Annotated in this window: 19 protein-coding genes; 17 read left to right on the top strand and 2 right to left on the bottom strand. The window is 45.3% G+C overall.

The window, feature by feature from the left end:
• The first annotated feature begins 39 nt into the window (after window positions 1-39).
• The 16 genes from xseA (at window position 40) to xerD (ending at window position 17,258) form a co-directional block, all read left to right on the top strand.
• Window positions 40-1,269: an exodeoxyribonuclease VII large subunit gene (xseA, locus tag BQ7344_RS14410; protein WP_072523099.1), complete on the top strand. Its 1,230-nt coding sequence runs from the start codon at window positions 40-42 to the stop codon at window positions 1,267-1,269.
• Window positions 1,247-1,468 carry an exodeoxyribonuclease VII small subunit gene (gene xseB / locus BQ7344_RS14415; protein ID WP_015541126.1) on the top strand — a complete coding sequence of 74 codons (222 nt, stop codon included), beginning with the start codon at window positions 1,247-1,249 and terminating at the stop codon, window positions 1,466-1,468. The genes xseA and xseB overlap by 23 nt, the downstream gene beginning before the upstream one ends.
• Entirely contained in the window at window positions 1,458-2,345 is an 888-nt protein-coding gene (locus BQ7344_RS14420) for a polyprenyl synthetase family protein (RefSeq protein WP_072523100.1), read from the top strand. The genes xseB and BQ7344_RS14420 overlap by 11 nt, the downstream gene beginning before the upstream one ends.
• Window positions 2,346-2,361: 16 nt before the next feature.
• Window positions 2,362-4,224 (top strand): 1-deoxy-D-xylulose-5-phosphate synthase, encoded by a 1,863-nt coding sequence (dxs, locus tag BQ7344_RS14425; protein WP_072523101.1) that lies wholly within the window; start codon window positions 2,362-2,364, stop codon window positions 4,222-4,224.
• Complete coding sequence (locus tag BQ7344_RS14430) at window positions 4,221-5,030, top strand: TlyA family RNA methyltransferase (RefSeq protein ID WP_072523102.1); 810 nt, start codon at window positions 4,221-4,223, stop codon at window positions 5,028-5,030. Before dxs ends, BQ7344_RS14430 begins: the two co-directional genes overlap by 4 nt.
• Before the next feature lie 14 nt (window positions 5,031-5,044).
• Entirely contained in the window at window positions 5,045-5,908 is an 864-nt protein-coding gene (locus BQ7344_RS14435; protein WP_072523103.1) for an NAD(+)/NADH kinase, read from the top strand.
• 18 nt (window positions 5,909-5,926) lie between these two features.
• Window positions 5,927-6,382, top strand: a complete 456-nt coding sequence (gene argR, locus BQ7344_RS14440) for an arginine repressor (RefSeq protein ID WP_072523104.1) — start codon at window positions 5,927-5,929, stop codon at window positions 6,380-6,382.
• A complete protein-coding gene (recN, locus tag BQ7344_RS14445; protein WP_072523105.1) occupies window positions 6,376-8,067 on the top strand; it encodes a DNA repair protein RecN in 1,692 nt (563 codons plus the stop codon). The genes argR and recN overlap by 7 nt, the downstream gene beginning before the upstream one ends.
• A gap of 185 nt (window positions 8,068-8,252) precedes the next feature.
• Window positions 8,253-9,500: a SpoIVB peptidase gene (spoIVB, locus tag BQ7344_RS14450; RefSeq protein WP_072523106.1), complete on the top strand. Its 1,248-nt coding sequence runs from the start codon at window positions 8,253-8,255 to the stop codon at window positions 9,498-9,500.
• Window positions 9,501-9,710: 210 nt separating this feature from the next.
• Window positions 9,711-10,517, top strand: coding sequence for a sporulation transcription factor Spo0A (gene spo0A / locus BQ7344_RS14460; RefSeq protein WP_072523108.1), 807 nt, complete (start codon window positions 9,711-9,713; stop codon window positions 10,515-10,517).
• Window positions 10,518-10,612: 95 nt separating this feature from the next.
• The gene (glgA, locus tag BQ7344_RS14465) at window positions 10,613-12,061 is read left to right on the top strand and encodes a glycogen synthase GlgA (protein ID WP_072523109.1); all 1,449 of its coding nucleotides are present in this window, start codon (window positions 10,613-10,615) and stop codon (window positions 12,059-12,061) included.
• A 186-nt stretch (window positions 12,062-12,247) separates the two neighbouring features.
• Window positions 12,248-13,291: a recombinase RecA gene (gene recA, locus BQ7344_RS14470; protein ID WP_072523110.1), complete on the top strand. Its 1,044-nt coding sequence runs from the start codon at window positions 12,248-12,250 to the stop codon at window positions 13,289-13,291.
• Between the two features lie 4 nt (window positions 13,292-13,295).
• Window positions 13,296-13,778: a regulatory protein RecX gene (locus BQ7344_RS14475; RefSeq protein ID WP_072523111.1), complete on the top strand. Its 483-nt coding sequence runs from the start codon at window positions 13,296-13,298 to the stop codon at window positions 13,776-13,778.
• Between the two features lie 72 nt (window positions 13,779-13,850).
• Window positions 13,851-15,410 (top strand): ribonuclease Y, encoded by a 1,560-nt coding sequence (gene rny, locus BQ7344_RS14480; protein ID WP_330392882.1) that lies wholly within the window; start codon window positions 13,851-13,853, stop codon window positions 15,408-15,410.
• A gap of 185 nt (window positions 15,411-15,595) precedes the next feature.
• A complete protein-coding gene (locus BQ7344_RS14485) occupies window positions 15,596-16,189 on the top strand; it encodes a stage II sporulation protein M (RefSeq protein ID WP_072523112.1) in 594 nt (197 codons plus the stop codon).
• A 184-nt stretch (window positions 16,190-16,373) separates the two neighbouring features.
• On the top strand, window positions 16,374-17,258 hold the full coding sequence (gene xerD / locus BQ7344_RS14490) for a site-specific tyrosine recombinase XerD (protein ID WP_072523113.1): 885 nt from the start codon (window positions 16,374-16,376) through the stop codon (window positions 17,256-17,258).
• A gap of 46 nt (window positions 17,259-17,304) precedes the next feature.
• Here xerD and BQ7344_RS14495 read toward each other — a convergent pair whose 3' ends face one another.
• The gene (locus tag BQ7344_RS14495) at window positions 17,305-18,336 is read right to left on the bottom strand and encodes a 3-deoxy-7-phosphoheptulonate synthase (RefSeq protein ID WP_072523114.1); all 1,032 of its coding nucleotides are present in this window, start codon (window positions 18,334-18,336) and stop codon (window positions 17,305-17,307) included.
• Between the two features lie 107 nt (window positions 18,337-18,443).
• Window positions 18,444-19,757, bottom strand: coding sequence for a polysaccharide biosynthesis protein (locus BQ7344_RS14500; protein ID WP_072523115.1), 1,314 nt, complete (start codon window positions 19,755-19,757; stop codon window positions 18,444-18,446).
• Window positions 19,758-19,883: 126 nt separating this feature from the next.
• On the opposite strand from BQ7344_RS14500, the gene BQ7344_RS14505 reads away from it, so the two are divergent.
• Entirely contained in the window at window positions 19,884-20,318 is a 435-nt protein-coding gene (locus tag BQ7344_RS14505) for an RrF2 family transcriptional regulator (protein ID WP_072523116.1), read from the top strand.
• Window positions 20,319-20,341: the final 23 nt, after the last annotated feature.

Below are 20,341 nucleotides of genomic sequence, written 5' to 3' on the forward strand. Positions count from 1 at the left end.
AAGACCATAAGAAAGCGCCGGAAGAAAGCGCAGAATAAAATGAAAAATATTTTTTCAGTCGGACAGATCAACCGATACGTTAAAAATATGTTTACGCAGGACTTTATCCTGCAGAAGATCTATGTCAAGGGAGAAGTCTCCAACTGCAAATATCACACTAGCGGCCACATCTATTTTTCGCTGAAGGATGAGACTGGTGTGCTTTCCTGCGTCATGTTTGCAGGACACAGGAGGGGACTTGCGTTCCGTATGAAAGACGGCGACCGTGTCGTTGTCGGCGGAGCGGTGGATGTTTACGAAAGAGACGGCAGATATCAGCTTTATGCAAAAGAGATCACACTCGAAGGTGCAGGCGCACTTTACGAGCGTTTTCTTGCATTAAAGGCAGAACTCGAAGAAATGGGGATGTTTGCCGAAGAATATAAGCAGCCCATTCCGCACTATATTCACAGACTTGGTGTGGTTACGGCACCTACCGGTGCTGCTGTTCAGGATATCCGTAACATTTCATTGCGCAGGAATCCGTATCTTCAGATTATTCTGTATCCGGCACTGGTTCAGGGCGAGGGTGCGGCAGACAGTATCGTGCACGGAATCCATATGCTGGATCAGGCAGGCGTGGATACGATTATCGTAGGACGTGGCGGTGGCTCGATCGAGGATCTGTGGGCTTTTAACGAAGAGAAGGTTGCCCGTGCAATCTTTGAATGCAGGACACCGATCATCTCCGCGGTGGGACATGAGACGGATTTTACAATCGCTGATTTTGTATCTGATCTGCGTGCACCGACACCATCGGCAGCAGCAGAACTGGCCGTTGATGATTTCAGGCAGATCATGCAGGAAATCCGAAACGGGCGTGAACGCCTTGAGCGTGGAATGAATGGAAAGCTTGAACTGTACCGCATGAAACTTGCAAAATATCAGATGCGGATGCAGTATTTAAACCCGGAAAGTAAGTTCCGTGACAGCCGGCAGCGCCTGATTGATACCGAAAACAGGATACGTAAGGCAATGCAGGATAAGGTACTCGGATATCGACATCAGCTTGGTATCTATCTGGAACGCTACCGGGGACTTTCACCTCTGGAAAAGCTGAATCAGGGATATGCGTTTGTAGCTGATGAGCAGGGACGAGGAATTTATTCTGTAGAGCAGGTACAGCCGGGAGATATCGTAAAAGTAAATGTGACAGACGGTGTACTCGAAGCAGAGATACGGCATATCAGAAGGGAAGACTGGGAAAATGGCACAGCAGACAACAGATAACGAAAAAAATATCGAAGACGTCTTTCAGGAGCTTGACGTCATTGCAGAAAAACTGGAAAGCAGTGACACTTCACTGGAAGACTCTTTTCGTTTATACAAAAAAGGAATGGAGCTTCTGAAATACTGCAGCGGCAAACTCGACACAGTAGAGAAAAAGATGCTCCAGATGGATGAGGATGGAACATTACGTGAATTTTAAAGAAGAATTACAGCAGAGAACCGCTTATGCGGAAGATGTGATACGTAGATGGCTGCCAGAGGAAGAAGGTTTTGCCCTGACCATGGCACAGGCAATGAATTACAGTATGTGCGCGGGCGGAAAGAGACTTCGTCCGATTCTTCTTCTGGAAACATTCTGTCTGTTCGGAGGAGAAGGAGAAGTTGTGGAGCCTTTTATGGCAGGTATCGAGATGATCCACACGCATTCACTGATCCATGATGACCTTCCGGCAATCGACAATGACGATTACCGCAGAGGACGTCTTACCACACACAAGGTTTACGGAGAAGCCATGGGCGTTTTAAGCGGCGTGAGTCTTTTAAACTATGCCTATGAGACGATGCTGCGTGCTTTTTCCATGACGGAGGACAGTGCGCGTGTGATCCGTGCTCTCCGGATCATGGCAGACAGGACAGGCATTCACGGTATGCTTGGCGGTCAGAGTGTCGATGTGGAAAATGATGGCAAACCGATTGATAAGGCAACGCTTGATTATATCTATGAACATAAGACTTCTGCGCTGCTTGAAGCATCCATGATGACCGGTGCCGTACTTGCAGGAGCTGATGAAGAACAGACGAAACTGATCGGTGAGGCTGCGTCTGCGATCGGTCTTGCCTTCCAGATTCAGGATGATATTCTGGATGTGACCTGTACCAGCGAAGAACTTGGCAAACCGGCACACAGCGATGAAAAAAACAACAAAGTTACGTATGTGACATTATTTGGAATCGAAGAAGCGTCTGCACAGGTTAAGAAACTTTCTGAAAAAGCAGTCGGAATTCTGGACAGACTGAATAATAAAAATGAATTTCTGGAGGCTCTGGTCAGAGAGATGGCAGAGCGCAGGAAATGAAAGAGGGATACGAAGGATGTTGGAAAAGATCAATAAGCCAAATGATATACACAAAATTGCGCTGGCGGATTTTCCACAGCTTGCAGAAGAAATCAGAGAGTTTCTGATAGAATCCGTAAGTCACACAGGAGGCCATCTGGCATCCAACTTAGGTGTCGTGGAGTTGACTATGGCACTTCATAATGTACTGGAATTTCCAGAAGATAAGATCGTATGGGACGTAGGACATCAGGCATATACACACAAGATCCTGACAGGGAGAAAAGACGGGTTCAGGAACCTCCGCAAAGAGGGCGGTATGAGTGGTTTCCCGAAGCGTTGCGAGAGTGACTGCGATGCTTTTGATGCTGGACACAGTTCAAATTCTATTTCGGCAGGCCTTGGTTATGTACGTGCGCGTGATCTTCAGGGACAGAAATACCGCGTGGTATCGGTGATCGGAGATGGTGCACTTACCGGAGGAATGGCATATGAGGCATTAAACAATGCAGCGGAACTCAAGACAAATTTTATAATTGTCCTGAATGACAACAACATGTCCATTTCAAAAAATGTCGGTGGCATTTCGTCTTATCTGAGCGCGCTTCGTACAGCAGAAGTCTACACCGGCATGAAAATCAATGTGACGAAAACACTTAAGAAGATCCCTAAGGTGGGAACTGCGGTGGTAGATACGATGCGCCGCACAAAGAGCAGTATCAAGCAGCTTATCATACCGGGTATGCTTTTTGAAAATATGGGTCTGACTTATCTGGGACCGGTTGACGGTCATGATATGCGTCAGATGATGAAACTTTTTAATGAGGCAAAGAGAGTAGAAGGACCGGTTATTGTCCATGTTCTGACACAGAAGGGACGTGGCTACGAACCGGCAAGTCTGCATCCGGATCAGTTTCATGGCACAGGGCCGTTTGATATCCGCACCGGCAGACAGCTTGCTGCAAAAAAAGGACCCTCATGGACGGATGTTTTTTCAGATGTAATGGTGCGCCTGGGAAAAGACAATCCGAAGCTTGTGGGTATTACTGCGGCTATGAAAGCAGGCACCGGCCTTGTGGCTTTTGAGAAAGCATTTCCGGAGCGCCTTTTTGATGTGGGAATTGCAGAGGAACACGCAGTCAGCTTTGCAGCAGGACTTGCGCTGGGCGGAATGATTCCGGTCGTTGCAATTTACTCGTCATTTCTTCAGAGAGCAGTGGATCAGATGCTTCATGATGTCTGTATGCAGAAGCTGCATGTTATTTTTGCAATCGACCGTGCAGGACTGGTTGGTGCAGACGGTGAGACACATCAGGGCTGTTTTGACCTGTCATATCTGACTATGATGCCGAATATGACGGTCATGGCACCGAAGAATGGCAGAGAACTCGAAAAAATGATGGAATTTGCCGTACACGCGGCAGGTCCGTGTGCAATCCGTTATCCGAGAGGAACGGCGTATCAGGGACTGGAAGAATTCGAAAGCCCGGTTCGTTACGGCAAGAGTGAGATCCTTTACAGGGGCAAAGATACCGCAATTCTTTCTGTGGGAAGTATGACGGAAGTATGCGAACAGGTTTATAAAGAGATGAAAAACAGAGGGGAAGAACCGACATTTGTCAATGCGAGATTTGTGAAACCTCTGGACACGGAACTTCTTGATGAACTTGCAAAGGATCACAAACTGTTTGTGACAGTAGAAGAAAATGTAAAAAACGGCGGATTTGGAGAACATGTGGCAGCTTATATGGAAGCCTGTCATCCGGAGGTACGTGTGCTTCCGCTGGCAATCTGGAACCGCTTTGTACAGCATGGAGAAATCGCCAGTCTGCGGGCCAAGATCGGCCTGTCAGCACCGGAGATTCTGAATGCAATAGAGGAATATGAGGAGCAGGCATGAAGAAAAGACTGGATCTTTTGATGATGGAGCGTGCGCTGGCACCTTCCAGAGAAAAAGCAAAAGCATATATTATGGCAGGAAATGTTTATGTGGATGGCCAGAAAGAAGACAAAGCAGGAACTATGTTTCAGGAAACTGTAAAGATCGAAGTGCGCGGAAATACACTTCCGTATGTAAGCCGCGGCGGTCTGAAACTGGAAAAGGCGATGAATCATTTCGGTGTGGAACTGGATGGCAGAGTCTGCATGGACGTAGGGGCATCTACCGGTGGATTTACAGACTGTATGCTTCAAAACGGAGCAGTAAAAGTATATTCTATCGATGTCGGATATGGACAGCTTGACTGGAAACTCCGTAATGACCCGCGTGTGGTCTGCATGGAAAAAACAAATATCCGCTATGTCCTTCCGGAAGATATTCAGGAACCGGCACAGTTTTCATCAATTGATGTTTCCTTCATTTCACTGACAAAAGTACTTCTTCCGGTAAGAAATCTTCTGACGGAAGACGGAGAGATCGTCTGTCTGATCAAACCGCAGTTTGAGGCCGGACGTGAAAAAGTCGGCAAAAAAGGTGTGGTAAGAGATCCGGCAGTACATCTTGAGGTCATCGAAAAAGTAATTGCCTATGCGTCCTCGATCGCGCTGGAACCGAGACATCTTTCTTTCTCACCGATCAAGGGACCGGAGGGAAATATTGAGTATCTGTTACATCTTAAGAAAAGACCGGAAGGAGAAGTGATCGAATCTTCTCTTGAAGCAGAACCGGAGCAGGTAGTGCGGGAGGCACATGATCAGCTCGATTAAGGAAGGCAGAAGAGATGGACAAGTTTTATATCATAACAAATCGTGACAAAGATCAGAATCTGAGATTTACGGAGGAGATCGTACGGTATCTGAAAGAACACGGAAAGAAATGTCAGGTGCAGCAGGCGGAGCGTAAGACAGAGGGCACATATCATTATACAGATCCGGAACTGATCCCTGAGGGAACACAGTGTATTCTGGTACTCGGAGGAGACGGAACGCTTCTTCAGGCAGCGCGTGATGTAGTTCACAGAGAAATCCCGATGCTCGGAGTGAATCTCGGTACGCTCGGCTTTCTTGCGGAAATCGATAAGCCATCGATTTATGCAGCGCTGGATAAACTTTTTGCGGATGACTACGAAATAGAAGAGAGAATGATGCTTACCGGAACGGTATGGCGTGGTGATAAAATCATAGGACAGGATGTGGCACTGAATGATATTGTGATCAGCAGAGTGGGACCACCTCTTCGTGTAGTTGGATTTAATAACTATGTGAACGACGGTTATCTGAATTCCTACAATGCAGACGGAATCATCATTGCGACACCGACCGGTTCTACCGGTTACAGTCTGTCATGCGGCGGTCCGATCATAGCACCGAATGCGGCAATGACGGTGATGACACCGATCGCACCACATACGCTGAATACCAGAAGTCTTATTTTTCCGGAAGATGATGTGATCACGGTTGAGCTTGGCGAAGGAAGACGACAGATTCAGGAAAACGGTCTTGCATCGTTTGACGGAGATGTCGAAGTGCCGATGTCGACAGGAGACCGGATTGTAATAAAAAAAGCTTCAGTCAGCGTCAAAATACTGAAACTGAACCATCTGAGTTTTGTTGAGGTGCTGAGACAGAAAATGAGCAACAATTAGTGTGATGGAGGGAATGTCGTGAAAAGTGCAAGACACGAAAAAATTATAGAGCTGATCCAGCAGCATGACATTGATACACAGGAAGAGCTTGCTGCGAGACTGAACAGTGCCGGATTTAAGGTGACACAGGCAACAGTGTCCAGAGATATCCGTGCACTGAAACTGACAAAGGTTGCCGGCAAAGACGGAAAATCCCGTTATGCAGTACTTTCCAGTGCATCTGTGGAGCTTGGAGACAAGTATACACGTGTACTTCATGATGCGCTTACATCCATTGATGTCGGACAGAATATGATCGTGATTCGGACAGTACCGGGCATGGCTATGGGGGTTGCGGCAGCACTGGATGCACTGAACTGGAAAGAAATCCTCGGAAGCATTGCCGGGGACGATACCGTTATGTGTGTGGCACGGGACAACGAACAGGCACAGAGCGTAGCTGAGCGTTTGAAAGGAATTTTGAAATTATGTTAGTTCATCTTCATGTGAGAAATCTTGCACTGATCGAAGATATTGAAGTGGAGTTTGGTCCCGGTCTTAATATCCTGACAGGTGAGACCGGAGCCGGTAAATCCATTCTCTTAGGCTCCATGCAGTTGATCCTTGGCGGCAGAAGTGCGAAAGATATGATTCGTACCGGTGCGTCAAGTGCGCTGGTGGAGCTGCTTTTTCAGGTGGAAAATCCGCGTGCGGAGGCATCTCTCCGGGAGCTTGGAGTCGAGACATCGGAAGGCCAGGTACTTTTGACACGTAAGCTTATGGATGGCAGAAGCATCAACAAAATCAATGGTGAGACCTGTACTGTGGCACAGATGAAAGCGGCGGCATCCTGTCTTCTGGATATTCATGGACAGCATGAGCACCAGTCACTTCTGTATCAGGATAAGCAGCTTGAAATTCTTGATATTTATGGAAAAGAAGAAATTTTTCCTGCAAAAGATCAAGTACAGAAGTCATATAAAGAGTACCGTGACTGTAAGAGACAGTTGGATGAACTTGACATTGATGAAGAACAGCGCAACAGAGAACGTGCGTTTCTTGAGTTTGAGATCAATGAGATCGAGAGCGCACAGCTTGTATCAGGTGAAGATGAGGAGCTGGAGAAGCGCTACCGTAAGCTGAACAATGGCAGGAAGATCCTTGAGACACTACAGGGTGTACGTGATCTGACAGGATATGAATCCGGGCAGGGAGCCGGTGAGTCGGTCGGAAATGCTGTACGTGAGATCAGCCGTGTGACAGAATATGATACACAGCTTGATTCCATGGCATCCGCACTTCAGGAGATTGACGGCCTTCTGAATGATTTTAACCGTGAGCTGGCTTCGTACGTTGATGATCTGAATTTTGATGATGAAGCTTTTTATGAGACCGAGAAACGTCTGGATACGATCAATGGTCTCAAGGCAAAATACGGACGTACGATTGAAGACATTCAGGAGTATTGTCTTAAACAAAAACAAAAACTGGAAAATCTGGATAAATATGAGGAACGCTTCCACGAAGCAGAAGAAAATCTTAAAAAGAGCAGAGAAGAACTGGAAACTGTTTCGCATAAATTATCCGTGATCCGTCAAAAATACAGTCAGATGCTGACGGACAAGATCACAGAAGGTTTGAAAGATCTGAATTTTCTGGATGTACAGTTTCAGATCACATTTCGCCGCCGGAAGGAATATACGGCAGGTGGATTTGACGATATTGAATATGAGATTTCAACGAACCCGGGCGAAAGCCTGAAACCATTGGGCAAGATCGTATCCGGTGGTGAGCTTTCACGAATCATGCTGGCAATCAAGGCAATCCTTGCGGACCGTGATCAGATTGAAACGCTGATCTTTGATGAAATTGATACTGGAATCAGCGGCAGGACTGCTCAGAAAGTTTCAGAAAAAATGGCAGTGATCGGCCGGTGTCATCAGGTATTGTGCATTACGCATCTGCCACAGATCGCAGCAATGGCAGATACACATTTCGAAATCGAAAAACATCAGAAAGACAACGAAACGATTACAGAAATCCATCCGCTTGAAGGAGATGATTCTGTCCGTGAACTGGCGCGCCTGCTTGGCGGAGCCGAGATCACGCAGGCTGTTTTTGATAATGCAAAAGAAATGAAAGAATTGGCACAGGTACATAAAAATACAAGACTGAAATAAAAAGATCTACAGATAATAAGAGAGGATGATCCAAAAGGATCTCTTCTCTTTTTTTGTGTAATAGGAAATTACTTCGTGTGGAATATGTCTGCTAAAGCAGACTGCATCTGGCGCGCAAAGCGTAACAAGTCCTTCAAAGATTGATGGATTCAGGGAGTTTGAAGCGGACTTGTCCGCTTTGTTCTATGGAGAGAAGTTTACAAAAGAAAGGATGTGGCAGAGTGGACAGAAAGAAGAAATACCGACGCCTGCTTCTGTGGTTCCTGTGTCTGGATCTGCTTGCAGTGGTGTGGTTTGGATATCGTTATCTGGAGCGCAAGATCCCGGATGAACTGTTTGTTTCAGAAGGAAAAGAAGAACAGGTAAAGAATGTGCTGGATTTTCCATTTTTAAGTTTTGATGATGCAATTACTGTATCGGGTGACGGAAGCTATCTTCTGAAAGCCCGGATCCTCGGTGTAATTCCATTTAAAGATGTGAAGATTACCCCGGCGGACAGTGAATCTGTCATGGTATCCGGTGACACGGTCGGAATCTATATGGAGACAGACGGTGTACTGGTGATTGATACCGGAGAAATTGTTTCGCAGGAGGGATTTACACAGGAACCGGCAAAAAATATTGTGAAGCCGGGTGATTATATTGTGGCATTTAATGACCAGACGGTGCACAGTAAAAAAGAGCTGATCGAGGATCTTTCGAAGCTGGATGATTCACAGGTGACACTTGAGGTCATCAGAAACGGGGAAAAAATCCCTCTTTCGATTACTCCGGTAAAAGATGTCCGGGGAGAGTACAAGCTGGGAGTCTGGGTGCGGGACAATACACAGGGAATTGGTACGCTGACTTTTGTGGATGAAAAGGGGAATTTCGGCGCACTCGGACATGGAATCAGCGATGTGGACACAGGAGAACTTTTGCATATAAATGAAGGCGCACTGTATCAGGCAAAAATCATCGGGATACAGAAAGGCAGCAGCGGAAGTCCCGGCGAGATTTCAGGGATGATCCATTACGATGCGCAGCAGGTGATCGGTTCTATTGATAAGAATTGTGATCAGGGAATTTTCGGAACATTAAACATCGTTCCAAAGCCACTTTCACTGAAGAAGATGGAAGTTGCATACAAGCAGGAACTGGAAACAGGACCGGCGACTGTTTTGTGCGGTATAGATGGTGAAGTGAAAGAATTTGAAGCAGAGATCACAAGAATTGATATGAATCATGAGGATTCGAATAAAAGTTTTGTGATCCAGGTGACCGATCAGGAACTTCTGGATATGACAGGAGGTATCGTGCAGGGCATGAGTGGCAGTCCTGTGATCCAGAATGGAAAGTTTGCAGGTGCGATTACACATGTGTTCGTGCAGGATGCAGCCGGCGGTTATGGGATTTTTGCAGAAACGATGATAGAAAATGTGGAAAAAGAATAAAAAAATAATGGCAGAAAAAGTCATGTCGAAGATGCGAAGAAAAAGAAAAAAGCAGAAAAATATGAAAAAAGAAGCTAGGAAAATGTCGCTTTCGGACGAACGAAAATGCTGTATTTCAGCCAGTTTCGGCTTGATTTCGCGAAGGCCTTTCCACTATAATGTCCTTGTTGTAAGGAAGTAGAATGCTGTAGGTTAGGAGGGAAAGGCCTCATGGAAAAATTAAATGTGGCGATTGCAGATGATAATGAGAGAATGACAGACATACTTGGTCAGATGATCGAAGAAGATAAAGAACTGGCGCTGGTCGGCAAAGCACATAACGGAGAAGAAATCTGTAATATCATAAGAGAAAAAGAACCGGATGTGGTGGTTCTGGATATGATCATGCCGAAAATGGACGGACTGACCGTTATGGAGCAGTGCAGTCATGATCAGACAGTCAAAAAGCAGCCGGCATTTATTGTGATCTCAGCAGTGGGACAGGAGAGAATCACAGAAGATGCATTTAATCTGGGGGCTTCCTACTACATGCTGAAACCTTTTGATAATCAGGTATTACTGAACCGCATCAAACATATCCGCAAAAGCAGTGTAAAGAGATTTCGTGAGCCTGTACGCCAGACAGTACGGGAAGAGCCTGCACCGTATGGCAAACGTAATCTGGAGGCTGATGTCACCAATATTATCCACGAGATCGGAGTTCCGGCGCATATCAAGGGATACCAGTATCTGAGGGATGCGATCATCCTTGCAGTCAATGATATGGAGATGTTGAATTCTATCACGAAAGTCCTGTATCCGACGATCGCAAAAAAACATCAGACGACCCCGAGCAGGGTAGAACGTGCCATACGTCATGCAATCGAAGTTGCATGGAGCAGGGGCAAAATGGACACGATCGATGCACTTTTCGGCTATACGGTAAGCACCGGAAAAGGTAAGCCGACCAACTCGGAATTTATTGCTCTGATCGCAGATAAAATACGTCTGGAATACAAAAATCACTCTTTCAATTAGAAGTGTTTTAGGGTATAATAAACATAAAAATCCGGCATAGACCGAGAAAGTCAGATAATTTTCTGACAGCGGGAATCAAGGAGGGGTATTTACAGATGAAAAGAATCTTATTTGCAACATCAGAAGCAGTACCATTTATCAAGACAGGAGGTCTTGCAGACGTAGCAGGTGCACTTCCGAAATGTTTCGATAAACGTTATTTCGATGTACGCGTGATTTTACCGAAATATGCCTGTATGAAGCAGGAATGGAAAGACAAAATGGAATATATCACCCACTTCTATATGGATCTGGGATATAAGAATTGTTATGTTGGAATTCTTCATATGGAATATGACGGAATCCAGTTTTACTTTATTGATAACGAATATTATTTCAGCGGTCCGAAACCGTATGACAGTGCACCATGGGATCTTGAGAAGTTTGCTTTCTTCTCAAAAGCAGTTCTCTCCGTGCTCCCGGTGATCGGATTCCGCCCGGATGTGATCCACTGCCACGACTGGCAGACAGGTCTTGTTCCGGTATATCTGCATGATTCTTTCCAGCAGAATGAATTTTTCTGGGGAATCAAGACGGTTATGACGATCCACAATCTGAAATTCCAGGGCGTATGGGATGTCAAGACCGTACAGGGTATCACAGGTCTTTCTGATTACTATTTTGCCCCGGATAAGCTGGAAGCATACAAAGATGCAAACTTCCTCAAAGGTGGAATTGTATTTGCAGATGCAGTAACAACAGTAAGTAATACTTATGCCGAAGAGATCAAGACACCGTTCTACGGAGAGAGACTGGACGGACTTCTCTGTGCGCGTGCCCATGACCTTCGCGGTATCGTCAACGGAATCGATTATGATGTATTCAATCCGGAGACAGATAAATACATTACACAGAATTATAATGCAAAGACCTTCCGCAAGGAAAAAGTCAAAAACAAGCTTCAGCTTCAGCGTGACCTCGGGCTGAACGAAGATCCGAACGCAATGCTGATCGGTATCGTTTCCCGTCTGACAGACCAGAAAGGCTTTGACCTGATCGCATATATCATGGATGAACTGTGTCAGGATGCTGTTCAGATCGTCGTACTCGGTACCGGCGAAGAACGCTACGAAAATATGTTCCGCCACTTTGACTGGAAATATCATGGAAAGGTATCTGCTCAGATCTATTATGATGAGCCGATGTCCCACAGAATTTATGCAGCGTCAGATGCATTCCTGATGCCATCATTGTTTGAACCATGCGGTTTAAGTCAGCTGATGAGTCTCCGTTACGGTACCTTACCAATCGTGCGTGAGACAGGCGGCCTGAAGGATACGGTAGAGCCATACAACCAGTACGAGGGAACCGGTACAGGATTCAGCTTTACAAACTACAATGCACATGAGATGCTTGCAACTGTCCGCAATGCCGAAAAGGTATTTTATGACAACAAACGCGAATGGAATAAAATGGTTGACCGTGCAATGGCAGCAGACTTCTCATGGAGTCATTCCGCACAGCAGTATGAAGAAATGTACAACTGGCTGATCGGGGACAAATAAATAATACAGATATCAGGAGGTATCGGGGAAACCCGGTACCTCTTTTGCCATTTCAGGGAGAAAAATGTCAAAAAGTTTTGCTTGACTTTACAGGAGATTTATAATAGCATATAAGAAGAAAACACGAACATAGGTTTGGTATTACGCATAAATAAAAATCAAAATAAAATTAAGGAGAATCCTGAAATGATGAACGAAGAGAAACAGAAGGCGCTGGAAGCAGCCCTTGGACATATTGAGAAGCAGTACGGTAAAGGATCCGTTATGAAGCTTGGAGATTCCAGCTCTAATATGGTGGTAGAGGCAGTTCCGACCGGATCTCTCGGACTTGACATTGCTCTTGGTGTGGGCGGTGTACCGAAGGGGAGAATCGTCGAGATCTACGGACCGGAGTCCAGTGGTAAGACGACTGTTGCCTTACATATGGTTGCAGAGGTACAGAAGCGTGGCGGAATCGCCGGATTTATTGATGCAGAGCATGCACTTGATCCGGTCTATGCGAAGAATATCGGTGTTGACATCGATAACCTCTATATTTCACAGCCGGATAACGGTGAGCAGGCACTTGAAATCACCGAGACGATGGTACGTTCCGGTGCAGTTGACATCGTAATTGTAGACTCTGTTGCAGCACTTGTTCCGAAGGCAGAGATCGAGGGGGATATGGGAGACAGTCATGTAGGTCTTCATGCACGTCTGATGTCTCAGGCACTTCGTAAACTTACTGCAGCAATAAGCCGTTCGAACTGTGTGGTAATCTTTATCAATCAGCTCCGTGAAAAGGTTGGTGTTATGTTTGGCAACCCGGAGACAACGACTGGTGGACGTGCTTTGAAGTTCTATGCTTCCGTACGTCTTGATGTCAGAAGGACAGAGACCCTGAAGCAAGGCGGCGAGATGGTCGGTAACCATGTAAAGGTTAAAGTTGTTAAGAATAAAGTTGCTCCGCCGTTTAAGCAGGCAGAGTTCGATATCATGTTCGGTACCGGTATCTCCAGAGAGGGTGAGATCCTTGATCTTGCAGCAGAATGCAATGTAGTGAATAAGAGCGGTGCATGGTACTCTTACAATGGAGAGCGTATCGGGCAGGGACGTGAGAACGTCAAGATCTTCCTGAAAGATCATCCGGAGATCTGCGAAGAAATCGAGAAGAAAGTAAGAATCCAGTACCATCTGCTTCCGGGCGAAGAACCGGAGAACGCAGAACAGAACGGAGAAGAGCAGGAATAATTAAATGACAGATATGGAACAGCAGAGAAAGGCCCGTAAGAAGGCACTGCGTCTTCTGGAACATATGGATCGTACGGAGAAGGGATTGACGGATCGCCTTCTCCGTGCCGGTTTTTCAGAAGAACTTGCAGAGGATGCCGTCTCTTATGTAAAGGATTATGGTTATATCAATGACCGGAGATACGCACTGAATTATATCATGTACAGGATTCACGATAAGAGCCGTCAGAAGATATTTCAGGAGCTTTCCGGGAAGGGGATCGACCGTCAGACGATACAGGATGCATGGGAGGAAGCAGAGGAGCTTGAGACACCGGATGAAAGGGCACTTCTCCGCCAGATGGTCGGGAAAAAGTACGAGCCCGGAGCAGAGCTTGATGAGCGTGAGATGCGCCGTCTTTACGGATATCTGGCACGGCGTGGATTCCGTTCCGGAGACATTTTTTCGGTGCTCGAAGAAATGGACATAACACAAATAAAAACTTGACATAATTCTCAAAAACAGCTAAACTTGTATTGTTGTATTTGTACAATGAAAACTTAATAAGGAGGTGCTCCTGTGGCAATTACAATCATTGTAGCAATTGTCGCTGTAGCGGTCGCACTGCTTATTGCGGTTCCTATTACTTGCAAGGTTGCTGTTAACAACAAAGCACAGAAAGATGCAGAAGTTGTTGGCACAGCAGAAGACAGAGCAAGAAGCATCATAGATGAAGCTTTAAAAGCTGCTGAAACGAAAAAAAGAGAAGCTTTATTGGAAGTAAAGGAAGAATCCCTCAGAACGAAAAATGAACTTGAGAAGGAAACCAAGGAACGAAGATCAGAACTGCAGAAATACGAAAGACGTGTCCTGTCAAAAGAAGAATCTGTTGACAAGAAAGCGGATGCAGTAGAGAAGCGTGAAGCAGAGTGTACAGCAAAAGTTGCTGAGTTACAAAAAAGAGAAAAGAAAGTAGACGAACTTGAACAAAAAGGAGTACAGGAACTGGAAAGAATTTCCGGTCTGACCTCCGATCAGGCAAAAGACGAGTTACTCAGAAGTGTAGAAGACGATGTCAAAGTAGACGTGGCAAGACTCTACAAAGAGCTTGAGAGCCGCGCGAAAGAAGAAGCCGGTAAGAAGGCAAAGGAATACGTAGTAAATGCAATCCAGAAATGTGCAGTAGATCATGTTTCTGAAACTACAATTTCCGTTGTACAGCTTCCAAGTGATGAGATGAAGGGAAGAATCATCGGCCGTGAAGGACGTAACATTCGTACCCTCGAAACACTGACAGGTGTTGATCTCATCATCGATGATACTCCGGAAGCAGTAGTTTTATCAGCATTTGACCCGATCCGACGTGAGATTGCCAGAGTTGCTCTGGAGAAATTAATCGTTGACGGACGTATCCATCCGGCAAGAATCGAAGAAATGGTAGAGAAAGCACAGAAAGAAGTAGAAGCACAGATCCGTGAAGACGGTGAGAATGCAGCAATGGACGTTGGAGTTCATGGCATTCATCCGGAGCTTCTGAAACTTCTTGGACGTATGAAATTCCGTACCAGCTATGGACAGAATGCATTGAAACATTCTATCGAAGTAGCACAGCTTTCCGGACTTCTTGCAGGAGAAGTCGGAGCAGATGTCCGCATGGCAAAACGTGCCGGACTGCTTCATGATATCGGTAAATCTATTGATCATGAAGTAGAAGGATCACATATTCAGATTGGTGTGGATCTTTGTAAGAAATACAAAGAGTCAGCAGTTGTTATCAATACTGTTGCATCACATCACGGAGATGTGGAACCTGAGTCTCTGGTTGCATGCATTGTACAGGCAGCTGATGCGATTTCCGCAGCAAGACCTGGTGCAAGACGTGAGACACTGGAAACCTATACTAACCGATTGAAACAGCTTGAAGATATTACAAATGAATTCAAGGGTGTTGACAAGTCATTTGCTATTCAGGCAGGCAGAGAAATTCGTGTAATGGTAATACCGGAACAGGTAAACGATGCAGATATGGTTCTGTTGGCACGTGATATTTCCAAACAGATCGAAGCTGAACTGGAATATCCGGGACAGATCAAGGTTAATGTCATCCGCGAGAGCCGCGCAGTAGATTACGCGAAATAATTCTTTCTGAAAAATAAACGTGAAAGTTCAAAAGAGTATGATGTCCATACAGGATGTCATACTCTTTTTTATGTAATAGGAAATTACTCCGTAATGTTCCTATTACATTGTGTGTATGTAGAAGAGACTTTGGCTTTTGGTTCTATTCATACTTACGTGTTCGTAAACTGATACGGGGTGAGGCAATGAATCGTGAAATTGGAGTTTATGAAAGAAAAAAATATCCGGGTCAGTTTTTATTTGGAATGGGCTTTCTGATCGGAGTGATTTTGCCAAATTTTATCTACCGCACACAGTGGCGCCAGAGTACTGTATCGTCTATGTATCTTATGGGGATTTTTTCAGGAGATAACAGTGCAGAGTATTTCTGGAAGGTACTTAAGATGAGAGGGGGAATCTTTCTGCTTGCAGCCTGCAGCGGTGTGACGATATTCGGAATGCCGCTGGCCATCATGGGGATGCTTGCAGGCGGTGTACTGATCGGAATGCTGCTCACTGTATCGGTTCTCCAATTTGGTCTGAATGGAGGTTTGGTTGGGGCGGGACTTCTTTTTCCGCAGTATCTTCTGTATCTTCCATGCATGTTTATCGGACTGGAACAGATTTACAGCTGTTCAAAAAGACTGTGGAAAAACCGATCTTTCTCGGCAGGACAGATTACCGGATATCTTCTGAGAATGTTGTTATGCGCGGCACTCTGGCTGGCAGGGATTTTTCTGGAAGTATATTGTAACCCGAAAATTACAGAAATTCTGATAAAAAATTTAAAAATTTTTTGAGCGGATTTTACCAGATGTGGTGGTGGTTTACCATAAAATCTCGATATTTGGTGGAAGATGTCGAAAATGCCTGTTTTGCAGGCTTTTCATGCAAAAATAGTGTTTGATTTTATGTAAAATAATCAGTATAATACAGGTACATTTTCAGGAAAAATATGTAGAAACAGAGTTGGGATGAAGCAGAATGGAAAGAGTAGTTGAGGATTTCATTTTATATTTACATGAGACGAAAAATACCTCTAAAAATACAGAAGTGTCGTATGAACGTGATCTGAAAAAATTGATTCGGTATTTACAGGAGCAGAATCTTATAGGCTTTTCAGAAGTGACATGCACAGATCTGCAGGGGTACTTAAATAAAATAAAAAGTGAAAATCTGGCGGCATCGACGATTTCCAGAAATATTGCGTCGATCCGGGCTCTGTATCATTATCTGATAAAGACAGGAATTGTATCGGAAGATCCGACAGAGGCATTACATACACCGAAGATTGAGAAGAAACTGCCGGAGATTCTTTCTGTTGAGGAAGTAGACCGTCTGCTGAAACAGCCGGATATCCGGACCCCGAAAGGCATCCGCGACAATGCAATGATGGAACTTCTGTATGCGACGGGCATGCGTGTCAGTGAACTGATTCATCTCAAGACTACTGACATCAATCTTCAGATGGGCTATGTGGTATGCCATGACAGCGATAAGGAACGTATCATCCCGATCGGAAATGTCAGCAGGAATGCAATTTTGCAATATATGGAGCATTCCAGAGGCTTTTTTACAAAAGATACAAAAGAGAGTGCACTGTTTACGAACTGCTCGGGGAAATCCATGAGCAGACAGGGATTTTGGAAAGTACTGAAAGGATATGCGGCAGATGCCGGAATCCACAGAGATATCACACCGCATACACTTCGCCATTCTTTTGCGGCACATATGCTGCAGAACGGGGCGGATGTAAAGAGTGTACAGGAAATGCTGGGACATGCAGATGTTTCATCGACACAGATTTATCTGGGACTGAACGTTTCGAAGATGAGAGATGTGTATATGAAAGCACACCCGAGACATTGAATCATAATTAAGGACCTGCCGAATAGCAGGTCCTTTTGCTGATTTATCAGCACATTTCCGCGATTGTGTAAAGCAGCTTTTCGGATTCTTCCCATCCAAGACAAGGGTCTGTGATGGATTTTCCGTAAATATGTGTACCACCGATCTTCTGGTTGCCTGGCTCAATGTAACTTTCAATCATGAAGCCTTTGACCAGTTTGTGAAGTTCCGGATCGACCATACGGCTGTGGAGAACTTCTTTTGCAATACGAACCTGCTGTTCATACTGTTTGTTGGAATTGGAGTGGTTGGTATCAACGATGACAGCAGGATTCTGCAGATTTTTTTCCTGATATTTTTCCCACAGAAGACGGAGATCTTCGTAATGGTAGTTCGGAATCGCCTCTCCGTGTTTGTTTACGGCACCGCGAAGAATGGTGTGTGCCAGAGGATTTCCGGCTGTTTCAACTTCCCAGCTTCTGTAGATAAAGCGGTGAGATCCCTGAGCTGCAACAACGGAGTTGAGCATAACACTGTAGTCACCACTGGTCGGGTTTTTCATTCCGGCAGGTACATCCATACCGCTGACGGTAAGTCGATGCTGCTGATCTTCTACGGAACGTGCACCTACAGCGACATAAGAGAGAATGTCGGAAAGATAACGGTAGTTTTCAGGATACAGCATTTCATCAGCACAGGTGAAACCACTTTCCTGGATGGCGTGGATGTGCATCTTACGGATGGCAATCAGACCGGCAAGCATATCCGGAGCTTTTTCCGGATCCGGCTGGTGAACCATACCCTTGTAACCTTCGCCTGTTGTACGTGGCTTATTTGTATAAACTCTCGGAATGATCAGAACTTTATCCTCAATTTTTTCCTGAACTTTGCGGAGACGGAGAAGATAGTCACATACAGCATCTTCGTTGTCCGCAGAACAAGGTCCGATGATGGCAAGAAATTTATCGGATTTCCCGGTAAAAACATCACGGATTTCCTGATCTCTTTTTGCCTTTAATTCCTGAATGGCAGTATCAATGGGATACTGATTACGTATTTCGGCAGGTGTAGGCAGTTTCTTTAAAAAAGTGAATCCCATATTTTCCTCCTCGTGTCCAATGCGTTTTCAATTGGACATATCAGGATTATTATATATGATTGTTAAGTAATTGTCGATAGGGAAAGGCGCGTATTTTGTCGAAATCCTCAGGATTTTATATGATAAAGTGAATAAATATGCATAATACTTAAGAGTATTTCGCTGAGAAGCAATCCATAAAGATACCCATGTATACCAATCGGTGGAATTGCAAATAATACAAACAGGATGCGGATAAGGCTCCCTGCTGCATTGTGAAGCAGCGTTGCTCCGGTTTTCCCCAGGCCGTTAAGGATGCTTGTAAGCATGATGTTTGTATACAAAAAAGGACAGACAAAGGAAAGCGTACGGATACAGGTTCCGGCTGTAGCTTCATGAAACAGAAGTTCACCTGCAAACGGGCCGAAAAAATAAAAAAGCCCCGTGCAGGCGGCACCCGTCAGAAAACAGGCAGTACAGGCGCGGCTGGCTATATAGCGGATATGCCGGTGCGCTCCGAGCGCCTGCAATTCTGCGACAGACGGTGTGAGCATGACGGCAGCGGAATTTGTAACGGTGGATGGAAAAAGGATGCAGGGAAGTGCCATACCTGTAAAAATTCCGTACAGACTCAGCGCATTACTCCGGGAAAAGCCATACATACGCAGCCTTTGCGGAATCAGTACGACTTCGATTGCGGCGAGAATCGAGAGAAGCAGACGGTTCAGCGTCAGCGGAAAAGCTGTGGCAGTGATTGCGGAGAGTTTGTGAAGTGGTGCTTTTATATGTAAAAAAGAGTAATTTTCTGCATGAAGATGCAGACTTAAAAAAAGCAACGAGGATAAAACAGCAGCAAATTCTGCTGCAAGAGCTCCCAGAGCGGCAATCCGGGCGGTAACAGCAATACCACGGGACAGAAAGATTTTTACAAGTATATAGGAAGAGAGGACGCGCACAGTCTGCTCGATGAGCTGGGTAGATGCCGGATAACCGGCGCTTTTTCGCCCGAAATAATAGCTGCTGATACAGGAATGCAGGGAAGCAAGCGGAAAACAGAATGATATAATCCGGATCAGTGCTTCAGTTTCCGGCTCTTTCAGAATCTCTCCGGCAAACCATCCGGCGAAAGTGTAAAAGATCCACATAGCTGCAAGAGAAAGCCCGAGCGCAAAAAGTGTGCCGACACAAAAAGAATCGACTGCTTCTTTTTTCTGCTTTAAAGCAGTCTGGGAGGCAACTGTGCGTGAGAGCGCAGTCTGGATTCCTGAGGTTGTCACTGCAAGTACCATATGCTGAAGTGGAACGACAAGCTGGTACAGACCGATTCCTCTGGAACCAATCGTCTGAGAGAGGAATATCCTATAGAAAAAGCCCATGATCCGGCTGATGACACCGACCGTGGACAGTAGAAAAGTTCCTGCAAAAAAATGCTTTTTTGACATAAAAAAGACCTGATTGCTTTTTTGTCAGTATATGCGTAAAACCTCCTTGACAGACCGATTTCTTTCTGCTAAAGTATGACTTGAAATAAATCCGACGAAAATACTGGGAATTAAAGAGGTGAGTGGATGAAACTGTCAACAAGAGCAAGATATGGTCTGAAAGCACTGATCGATCTTGGGCTGCATTGTGAAACAGAAGCCGTTTCCATCCAGAGTATCGCGAGTCGGCAGAATATTTCGGACAGCTATCTCGAACAGCTTATGGCGAAACTTAAGAAGGCAGGTCTGGTGGAAAGCACCAGAGGTGCCGGAGGCGGATATCGTCTGGGACGTCCGGCGGCAGAAATCTCTGTCGGCGATATCCTGAGAGTCCTTGAGGGAAGTCTTGAAGCGGCACAGTGTTCCGGCATGGAAGATGAGAGCAGCTGTGAGAATCACGATATATGTGTGACGAAATATGTATGGAAACGAATCAACGACAGTATCACACAGGCGGTAGATACCATGATGTTGGATCAGTTGATAGAAGAAAGTCGGAAAAAACAAAAAGAAAAAATGTAAAATTCATTTTTTAAGCAGGAGGA

It is taken from the genome of Blautia sp. Marseille-P3087 (genome assembly GCF_900120195.1).
GTDB lineage: Bacteria > Bacillota > Clostridia > Lachnospirales > Lachnospiraceae > Blautia_A.